This window comes from Paraburkholderia strydomiana, from assembly GCF_046030495.1.
Classification (GTDB): Bacteria; Pseudomonadota; Gammaproteobacteria; order Burkholderiales; family Burkholderiaceae; genus Paraburkholderia; species Paraburkholderia strydomiana_A.
Map to the genome: position 1 here is coordinate 1 of NZ_JAQQCJ010000082.1, position 352 is coordinate 352.

Here is a 352-nt window from a genome sequence, read left to right on the forward strand (position 1 = left end):
ACCGTCAATGGCGACTAGCGCTTGCGAGAACAGCTTCAGCTCACGGCAGAGCATCACGAAGCGCCGACACACGTTGCGAATGCCGACGCCGTTGTCACGACGAAAGTCGGCTATGGTCTTGAAGTCCGGAGCTAGGCGGCCCGTGAGCCACATCAACTCAACATTGCGCTGGCATTCACGTTCCAGGCGACGGCTCGATTGAACCCGGTTCAGGTAGCCGTAGATATAGATCTTCAGCAGCACTGCTGGATGATAGGACGGGCGTCCTGTAGTCGACGGGATTGCTCCATCGAAGCCCAGTGATGCGAGGTCAAGCTCTTCTACAAACGCCTCGATAATCCTGACCGGGTTG

1 protein-coding gene is annotated in these 352 nt (G+C 57.1%); it reads right to left on the reverse strand.

Annotated elements, in window-relative coordinates; all coding sequences use genetic code 11:
* A partial coding sequence (locus PQQ53_RS35015; protein ID WP_408329323.1) for a transposase occupies window positions 1-352 on the reverse strand: 352 nt, incomplete at both ends.